Source organism: uncultured Acetobacterium sp., from assembly GCF_927416815.1.
GTDB lineage: Bacteria > Bacillota > Clostridia > Eubacteriales > Eubacteriaceae > Acetobacterium.
This window is the reverse complement of record NZ_CAKMJU010000127.1, coordinates 23,954-33,112: the sequence shown is the minus strand read 5'-3', so window position 1 is coordinate 33,112 and position 9,159 is coordinate 23,954. Positions and strand designations below refer to the sequence as shown.

The following is a 9,159-nucleotide window of genomic DNA, read 5'->3' as shown; positions in this document are numbered from 1 at the left end:
CTTCAGGTTCTTCCTGAAACAAACAGCTTTATAAAATTTAGTTATTTGAGCTATATGGTAAAAGGGCAACGTTTCGCGCACGTTTAATCGCTTCAGTTACCTTTCTTTGATGTTTAGCACAAGTACCAGTGGCTCGTCTTGGTAAAATTTTACCACGTTCTGAAACGAATTTCTTCAGTGTAATTACATCTTTATAATCAACATTTTCTACTTTTCGGTCGCAGAACTCACAAACTTTTCTTCGCTTTTTAAATGGTTTTGGCATTGTTTTTTCCTCCTATCTTAAAAAGGTATATCGTCATCATCGGCCATTAAATGAAAATCTTCATCTAATCCCATTACTGACATATTGTTATTATTTGCGCTTTGTGGCGCTGAAGCTTGTTGGGAACCAGCGGTAGAACCTTTCTGGCCAGAAGATACAAAATTAATCTCATCTGCAACAACTTCTGTCATATAACGTCGTTGACCATCCTGTCCATCGTAACTGCTTACTTGTAGTCGTCCTGATACACTGATTTGGCTTCCTTTATTTAGATATTGCGCTGCAAATTCCGCCTGTTTGCCCCATACCACAATGTTAATAAAGTCGGCTTCTTTTTGTCCGTCTTTATTTTTAAAGCGACGATCGACAGCTAAACTAAATCGGGTCACTGCTTTACCTGTGGTGGTGTTTTTCATCTCAGGGTCTCGGGTTAGTCTTCCTAGTAAAATTACTTTATTCACAGAATTGCCCCCTATTTCTCTTTTTTAATTACAATACTTCGAATAAACTGCTCGTTAATTTTGTATAAATGATCTAACGCATCCAGTACTGAGTTTTCAGCTTTGAAGTCAATTAATACGTAGAAGCCTTCTTGATACTTTTTAGCGATTTCGTAGGCTAATTTTCTTTTGCCCCATTCGTCGACTTTTTCAATTTCTCCAGCCGCTTCAATAACAGCCTTTACTTTGCCAACTAATTCTTCATTCGCTTCTTTTTCAAGATCCGGTTTTAAAACAAATAATGTTTCGTACTTTCTCATTCCATTTCACCTCCTCATGGACTATGGCTCACTTTTCCAGCAAGCAAGGATTACAGCTTTTAATTATATCATATCTTGTCACTGATGCAAGTGTTTTCTTTTGCTTTTTAAATCAAATTGGCAAAACGGCGTTAAATAGAATCGGCGTCATAAATGTTTCAATGAATGCCGCAATGAAAAAGAGTGGGATTATCCATAATATATAAATTCGCAAACTTCCGATGACTGCTTGTTTTAATTCGCCTTTAATACTTCTTCTTAGGATTGTTCGAACTAACTTGAGGCAGATATTAACCCCCAATGAAACCCCTAATAACAGTGCCGGAATCTCAATAATCCCATGGGGTAAAATGCCAACTAAAAAAACAAACCAACCGATCCCATTTGATTGATAAACCGCTCCAACAAGCCCGATAATAATAGCATTGGAGGCCAGCGCAAAGATCGGCAGAAACAAAAATGGAATCACCCCCAAAAGAATGCTGATCCCGCTAGCGATGATGTTATTAAAAAAAATACCAAACCATAATTCTAATCCAGTACCGTCAAGAAATTCCTTTTGGATAAACAAGGACTGTAATTCTTTAAAATAGCTTTGACTTAAGCCGGGATCACTGAGAAAAAGTAGCGTATTTGTAACGATCATCATTCCAAAAAAAGTCAGACAAAAATAGAATGTTGATTTAAGGTTTTTTTCAAAGTACGTTTCCGCACCATTCCAATGGGTCATGAAATAAGCTTTCATTTTTATACCTTGTCCTCGTTGATTATTACTTTTTTTATCTGTTTATTAAATTTAGATCGCTGCAGCATAACAATATGACCACATCCCAGACACTTGATTTTGATATCTGCCCCCATCCGAATGATTTCCCACTGGAAACTCCCACAGGGGTGTTTTTTTTTCATTTCTACCCGATCACCAAGTTCATAAACCTTTACTTCCATATTTCACCTCAGCTTTTTTGATGCATTTTTTTGATTGATTCGCGGCTATAAATGACCGTTTTATTGTATGGAATTTCGATTCCTTTTTCATCAAACACTTCTTTGATGCGTTGCCTCAATGTATTTTCGGCCATAAAGCGGTTTGAGATATCTTCATCGCAAACGATCCGAATATTAACAGCTGATGGGTCCAGTCGAGTTACGCCTTGTATTTCCGGGCGAAGGTTAAATAGGTCCGGCTGATTCTCATAGAGATCCTTGCAAATTTCTTCCAGTATTTCTGTTACCTTATTAATATCTTCCTCATAAGCAAAGCCCACATCAACAATTGCTTTGACATGTCCTTTAGAATAATTAATCAAGCGATCAATTTTTCCATTGTGAATGATAAAGAGTCCCCCATTAAATTCCCGGATACTGGTGGTACGGATGCCAATGGTCTCGACGATACCATAATGAGTTTCGTCGATGATCACATAATCACCAACACTGAATTGATTTTCAAAGACAATTACAAAACCGCTCATCACATCTTCTACAATACCCTGGGCAGCAAAACCAATGGCCAGAGTTCCAACTCCAGCGACTGCCAGCAGTGAACCGACATTGATAAACTGACCGAGGATAATCAGACTAGCCAGCGTCCAGATGCTTGCTCTTGTGGCAGTTTTTGTCACGCGGTTTAAGGTAATAATGCGTCGGGCTTCTCGCGGTTCAAGGCCAGCCTTTTCGCCGTCAAAAATTCGATCGAAAACACCATAGGTAATTTTTAAGCTGATCACGACGACAATCAAGACAATCGCAGAAATTAGGCATTTTTGCAGCAAATGCGAAAAATCGATTTGATTTAAATAGGATGTAAAACTAGTTGTTAAATATTCCATTATCGTCTCCTATTGAATTTTTATGTAGTTAAGTACTATTGGTAGTCCAATCTGAATCAGATAACTGTTTTGCCCTGTTGGCAGATTGGCGACCCCACCGGTTGAGAAATTGATGACCGAAAAGACCCACAGCCCGACCGCTATGATTGTCCCTCCTAAAAGCAAACCGATCAACATCCCCGCTAATCGATTAATTGTCCCAATAACGGGTATTTTTGATACCCCGAGAAAGATGATCTGCAGAATCCAACTTAACACCGAAACCCCAATAACAATGACACCAAAACTGATGCTTTGGGCAATGCCATACGTAATCAGCGCAGTCACTGCCGTCAAACTTTGATCGATCAGCGATTGTCCGCCATTCATAACTGCTTCTCCTAGCAATGCAGTGGTTAAACCGCTTTGTTGAGCACTCAGATCTAGTAGCGATTGAGAAACCGTTTCAATGTTAATTGTTTCAAACAGGCCGTTCAGTAGGCCTGTTTGAATCATCCAATTAGCCAGCAGCGGCGAAAAAATCCAGGCCATTACAAAAGATGCAATAAATCCCCCGAAACTAATCAGGGTATTTATTGCACCTCGTTTGTATCCTGCTATTCCTGAAAACAAGCATATCAGGATGCAAATATAATCAAGCGATGTTAATGCTGAAAGACTCATTTTTTATTCCTGTAATATTCTTCAATATCTTCTTCGTTAATAATCCGCACCGCACTGGTTTCCATTAAAAACGATTTATCATCAGTCTCTTCATGCAGGCTAACGCTTTTATTTAAATCATCTAGTTGATTGGGATGAGTTAAATTCCATTGCTCGTCGGTGTCGGATAGTAGCTTGCTGCTATCCGGACTTGATGCTATCTCCGGTATCGCGGCTGGCTTAATATCAGTCTCATAGATTGGCGGAACATTTTTTGAAGTAAAAGGTTTTTCTTCCTCATCAGGGTCGATCGTTTCAAAAAGTCCTCTTTCAATTCTGTCTTTTCGCGGTTTTGGATAATTTGTCCGCTCTGCTACAACATAGCTATCTTCAATGATCACCCCGGTCATACTCATGGCTTCGGTTTCTTTTGGTGTGAAACCTTCATTGATCTGTTCATCAGAAAGTCCATCTAAACCAATGCTTTCTCGTTTCGGTATTTTCGATTTTCTTCGGGATTTTTTCTTTTCTTTCTTTGCTTCTAAATCATACTCTAAGTCCCGCTGATCTTCCGCTTTAGTCTCTTCCCAATATTTACGCCCGAGGATTCGCCCTAAAATTATGCCAACGGTCTGAAATATAATCGTTAGAATCAAGGCCATCCCGAAGAAGATAAAAATCGATACTTCGTTGCCGATTAATTGATAAATTAATCCATATGGCAGATACCAGAATATCGTTGGTGCTGCAATAAAGGTAAATTGATTCCAGATACTGTTTGTGTCCTGTCCTGGATTCATGGTCGCAACGATGGTTAGTGTTGCCGTTAAAACGATAATCGGAATCAGACTATAAAATACATACTTAAAGGCTTTTGGCTTTTCATTCCCGCTAATACTTTTAAAGCTGACCGCAAACAATGTCATCCAGAACGCCCCGATAGTTATTAACTGAATACCATTAAACAGGTAGTTGAAATCATTCGTTCTGATTAGATCAAATACATTCTTAAATATCAGCACAATCACAATATACAGGATATTACCCAACACTGCGGCTTCGAGCGCAGACAATCGTCTCTTTCTTTTGATTTGGTTCATTTTTTTCTCCATTTCATAATAGAATTGTCATCACTTGACTGATTCTAGTTTGTTTTTTCATAACCCAATTGTTCGAGCAAACGATCCAATTCCTCAAGTGATGAATAGACAAACTCAATTTTTCCTTTTTTTCCCCGGTTGCTCAAATGCACCTTGGTTTCAAATTTCTTCTCCAAAGCATCCTGGATTTCGATAATATATCCCTTATCTTCTTTTTTCTTCTGCAACGGTTTTGCCAGACCGTCGGTTTGCATTTTTTTAATATGCCTTTCTGCATCTCTGACACTCATTCCCTTTTCGATGATCAGATTGGCAAAATCTTCCATTTTTTCAGGTTCTTCCAGAATTAGTATGGCTCGGGCATGACCCGAGGTAATCTCGCCCTGTGCTAATTTCTCCTGAATGTTTTTCGGTAGCTTTAAAAGTCTGAGGGTATTGGCAATAGCAGTTCGACTTTTTCCAATTCTTATCCCAATTTCTCCCTGGGTCAAATTAAAATTTTCCATTAAGGTCTCAAAGGCCATCGCTTCTTCGATGCTGTTCAGGTTTTCTCGTTGAACATTTTCAATAATGGCAATCTCTAAAACTTCTTCTGGCGGTAGATCTTTGACGATAACCGGAACCTCTTTCAAGCCGATCATATTTGCCGCCCGCCAGCGTCTTTCTCCGGCAATAATAGTGTAACCCTTCGTTTCTGGTTTAACCACTAGTGGCTGAATGATTCCATGTTCTTTTATTGATGCGCCCAATTCTTCCAATTTATTGCGATCAAAGCTTTTGCGAGGCTGCTTCGGGTTAGGTCGAAGATTGTTTGTTTTTACGTAAAAAACAAGTTTTTCCAGGTCAACCTCCAACACTTCATCTTCTTGTGAGGTAATCACCGCTTCGTCAGGAAACAATGCTCTAAGCCCTTTTCCTAAACCTGTGTTTTTTCCCATAACTACTCCTGTCTCTGTATAAACTCTTTTGCAAGGGCAAGATATGCTTTTGATCCTTTTGATGAGTTGGCATATTCAAAAATGGTTTGCCCATAACTGGGGGCTTCGGCCAACCGTACATTTCTGGGAATCATCGTTTCATAAACCTTATCTTTAAAATAATCGACGACTTCATCAACAACCTGATTTGATAGATTAGTCCGACTATCAAACATAGTCATCACCACACCCTCAATTTCCAACTGCGGATTTAGTCCCTGTTTTACCAGACTGATGGTATTCATCAATTGGCTTACCCCTTCCAAAGCATAAAACTCGCATTGGATCGGTATTAATACGGTATTTGTCATGGCCAGCGCATTGATGGTCAATAACCCTAGTGATGGCGGGCAGTCAATAAATATATAATCATAAAATGGTTGAACATTTTTAATACTGTTCCTAAGGCGCATTTCTCGCTGTGGCATATTCGTCAGTTCAATCTCTGCCCCCGCCAAATCTGGATGGGATGGAAGGATATGAAGATTATCATAAGCTGTCGTCAGAATGATCTCTTTGAGATCGTCGCCATGGATAATGCCGTTGTAGACGCTTTTTTTTAGATTATTCTTTTCAATGCCGAATCCACTGCTGGTATTTCCCTGCGGGTCGATGTCGATGACCAGGATCCGGTATCCTTCCAAACTGAGGGCAGTGGTTAAATTGATATTTGTGGTTGTTTTTCCAACACCACCTTTTTGATTAAATACTGCCACTATTTTCGCCATACTCGCTCCTTAAATTTATTCACTCACGCTGTGTTTATGAAACTTCCCTTAGTAATCTAACGACCTTAAACCTGCTTTAGCTTGTTGTCAGCAGGTGTATGTTTCACGTGAAACATACACCTGCTAACAATCTGGACTTTTTCATTTTTAAGAGATGTTTCACGTGAAACATCTCTTAAAAACCAATTAATCGTATCATAAAACCCTTTATTTCTTCTTGCAATGCCAGTCTTTAAAGTGGAAATACTTCCTTTTTGATTTTTCCGTTTATTCTCGGAAAAAGATTGGGTGTTGCTATTATTTTTTTTACATTTATTATAACATGAACGTAATCGCTTTGCAGTAATAAACCCTTTTCTATTTCAACTATTTGCCCACCCAAAACGGTGATTGGCTTTCTAGCAGACTCCAACTCCTCCTGGTAGTCTCTTCCCTTCATCGATAAAAATTGTCCACCAACCTTTGTTAGTGGTAAACAGTATTCAGAAAGAAGGGTAAGGTTTGCTACCGCCCGGGATGTGACCACCTCATATTTTTCCCGGTAATCACGATTTTGCCCTAATTCTTCTGCTCGACCATGAAGGATTTGAACGTTACTAATGCCTAACTCCTCGGCAATGGCCTGGACTACCTTGAGCTTTTTTTTAGTAGAGTCCATCAAGCTAACCTGCGCCCCTTCCAGCAAAATCGCCAGCGGAATGCCTGGAAAACCACCCCCGGTACCGACATCCAAGATGCTTGCCTGGGGGTTCTTAATTAGCTTGAGTAAGGTTAGTGAATCTAGTAAATGAAGTCTGATAAACTCGTCTTCATCGGTAATCCGAGTCAGATTGATGTGCTTATTTTTTTCCAGGAGCTTATCCATATAGGCGATCAGCAGCTCTGCTTGTTTTTGATTAATGGTTATTTCAACCTGATTGCCCAGGGCAATCAATTTTTCGAGACGATTATTCATTTGCTGCTCCATCCTTATCTGAACTTCTTCGGCGCTGTTCCATAGCGATTAATAAAACCGAAATGTCTGCCGGCGAGACGCCAGAAATTCGCGACGCCTGACCGATCGACAAGGGTTTAATTTCTTGAAGCTTTTCGGCGGCCTCTATCCGCAGTCCCCCAATTTTGGTGTAATCAAGTTTTTCTGGAATTAGCTTGTGCTCTAGCTTTTTAAATTGCTCAACCTGCTGCAACTGCTTTTTAATATAACCCTCATATTTAATTTGTACTTCAACCTGTTCCACCACGCTCCAGTGAAGGGCTGGGCGTTCTGGATCAAAAACCTCCGTTTTTAAATATTTTACTTCCGGTCGTCTAAGTAGTTCCGCGATTGATAAACCATGCTGAATTTCTGAACTGCCAAAAGATTTAAGCACTGCATTATTGTCCTGATTGGGTTTAACCATGACCTGACTAAGACGATTAATCTCCTGTTTGATTTGTTCCTTTTTCTCCAGGAACTTCTGATGACGGCTTTCACTGATAAGACCCACCCGATAGCCGATCTCGGTTAGCCGCAGATCGGCGTTATCCTGTCTTAATAATAATCGGTATTCGGCTCGGGATGTCATCATCCGATAGGGTTCATCGATTCCTTTTGTAATAATATCATCGATGAGTACCCCAATATAACCTTCGGATCGATCAATGATTATAGGTTGTTCACCCCGTAAATAGAGTGATGCGTTAATGCCGGCAATCAACCCCTGGGCTCCCGCTTCTTCGTAACCGGAAGTTCCATTAATCTGCCCGGCGAAAAACAAACCCGCTACCTCCTTAGATTCCAAAGATGCCTTTAATCGGGTTGGATGGATGCAATCATATTCAATGGCGTAGGCCGAACGCATAAATTCCACCTTTTCCATTCCCGGTACCGTTCGGTATAAGGCAATCTGAACATCTTCCGGCAGACAGGAGGACATTCCCTGGACGTAGATCTCGTTAGTGTTAAGACCTTCCGGTTCCATAAAAATTTGATGACGCTCCTTATCTTGGAAGCGCATCACTTTGGTTTCGATTGATGGACAATAACGGGGACCAATTCCCACCACGTCGCCAGTATACAGCGGCGATCTTTCGATGTTAGCATTGATAATATCGTGGGTTTCAGGATTGGTATAGGTCAGGTAACACGGTACTTGATCAATTTTTATCGTATCCGTTTCAAAGGAAAAAGGAACAATCTGCTGGTCCCCCTCCTGAATAATCATTTTTGAATAATCCAGGCTTTTTGCGTCTACCCGAGCTGGGGTTCCGGTTTTAAAACGCTGCAGTGCGATGCCATTTTTTTCTAAACTATCAGATAAATACATGGCCGGAAATAAGCCGTTAGGACCACTATCGTACTGTACATCACCGATGATGATGCGTCCTTTTAAATAAGTTCCGCTACAGATAATAACTGCCTGAGCCTTATAAACTGCGCCGGTATTAACCATCACGCCGGTAATCTTTCCGTCTTCAACAATAATCTCAGTCGCTTCCTGCTGCTTTAAAAGCAAGTTCACCTGGTTCTCAATGACTTCTTTCATCCGAAACTGATAGGCTTTTTTATCAGCCTGCGCCCGCAATGAATGAACCGCTGGGCCTTTGGCAGTATTTAACATCTTACATTGAATCATCGTCGCATCAATGTTTTTTGCCATTTCACCGCCGAGGGCATCAATTTCTCTGACTAAATGTCCTTTTCCGGTGCCACCAATCGATGGATTACAGGGCATCATTGCCACCGAATCCAGATTAATCGTTAGTAACAGGGTTTTAAGTCCAATTCGGGCACTGGCCAATGCTGCTTCACAACCAGCATGGCCAGCGCCAATGACGATGATATCGTAGTCTCCTCCTGGGTAGGTCATTCTCTT

General features: G+C 40.5%; 12 protein-coding genes. All 12 read right to left on the bottom strand.

Annotated elements, in window-relative coordinates:
• Positions 1–37: 37 nt before the first annotated feature.
• The 12 genes from rpsR to mnmG all read right to left on the bottom strand — a co-directional run bounded on the left by rpsR (position 38) and on the right by mnmG (position 9,153).
• Positions 38–265, bottom strand: coding sequence for a 30S ribosomal protein S18 (rpsR, locus tag QZ998_RS15535; protein ID WP_296561751.1), 228 nt, complete (start codon positions 263–265; stop codon positions 38–40).
• Positions 266–282: 17 nt separating this feature from the next.
• Positions 283–726: a single-stranded DNA-binding protein gene (ssb, locus tag QZ998_RS15530; protein WP_296561750.1), complete on the bottom strand. Its 444-nt coding sequence runs from the start codon at positions 724–726 to the stop codon at positions 283–285.
• An 11-nt stretch (positions 727–737) separates the two neighbouring features.
• Positions 738–1,025, bottom strand: coding sequence for a 30S ribosomal protein S6 (rpsF, locus tag QZ998_RS15525; RefSeq protein ID WP_296561749.1), 288 nt, complete (start codon positions 1,023–1,025; stop codon positions 738–740).
• A 112-nt stretch (positions 1,026–1,137) separates the two neighbouring features.
• A complete protein-coding gene (locus QZ998_RS15520; RefSeq protein WP_296561752.1) occupies positions 1,138–1,755 on the bottom strand; it encodes a stage II sporulation protein M in 618 nt (205 codons plus the stop codon).
• A gap of 17 nt (positions 1,756–1,772) precedes the next feature.
• On the bottom strand, positions 1,773–1,973 hold the full coding sequence (locus tag QZ998_RS15515; protein WP_296561748.1) for a DUF951 domain-containing protein: 201 nt from the start codon (positions 1,971–1,973) through the stop codon (positions 1,773–1,775).
• An 8-nt stretch (positions 1,974–1,981) separates the two neighbouring features.
• Positions 1,982–2,857, bottom strand: a complete 876-nt coding sequence (locus QZ998_RS15510; protein ID WP_296561747.1) for a mechanosensitive ion channel family protein — start codon at positions 2,855–2,857, stop codon at positions 1,982–1,984.
• 9 nt (positions 2,858–2,866) lie between these two features.
• Complete coding sequence (locus tag QZ998_RS15505) at positions 2,867–3,520, bottom strand: CvpA family protein (RefSeq protein ID WP_296561746.1); 654 nt, start codon at positions 3,518–3,520, stop codon at positions 2,867–2,869.
• The gene (locus QZ998_RS15500) at positions 3,517–4,599 is read right to left on the bottom strand and encodes a hypothetical protein (RefSeq protein ID WP_296561745.1); all 1,083 of its coding nucleotides are present in this window, start codon (positions 4,597–4,599) and stop codon (positions 3,517–3,519) included. Before QZ998_RS15500 ends, QZ998_RS15505 begins: the two co-directional genes overlap by 4 nt.
• A 44-nt stretch (positions 4,600–4,643) precedes the next feature.
• The gene (locus tag QZ998_RS15495; protein WP_296561744.1) at positions 4,644–5,537 is read right to left on the bottom strand and encodes a ParB/RepB/Spo0J family partition protein; all 894 of its coding nucleotides are present in this window, start codon (positions 5,535–5,537) and stop codon (positions 4,644–4,646) included.
• 2 nt (positions 5,538–5,539) lie between these two features.
• Positions 5,540–6,304 carry a ParA family protein gene (locus QZ998_RS15490; protein ID WP_296561743.1) on the bottom strand — a complete coding sequence of 255 codons (765 nt, stop codon included), beginning with the start codon at positions 6,302–6,304 and terminating at the stop codon, positions 5,540–5,542.
• Between the two features lie 232 nt (positions 6,305–6,536).
• Positions 6,537–7,259, bottom strand: a complete 723-nt coding sequence (gene rsmG / locus QZ998_RS15485) for a 16S rRNA (guanine(527)-N(7))-methyltransferase RsmG (RefSeq protein WP_296561742.1) — start codon at positions 7,257–7,259, stop codon at positions 6,537–6,539.
• Positions 7,252–9,153 (bottom strand): tRNA uridine-5-carboxymethylaminomethyl(34) synthesis enzyme MnmG, encoded by a 1,902-nt coding sequence (gene mnmG, locus QZ998_RS15480; RefSeq protein WP_296561741.1) that lies wholly within the window; start codon positions 9,151–9,153, stop codon positions 7,252–7,254. The genes rsmG and mnmG overlap by 8 nt, the downstream gene beginning before the upstream one ends.
• Positions 9,154–9,159: the final 6 nt, after the last annotated feature.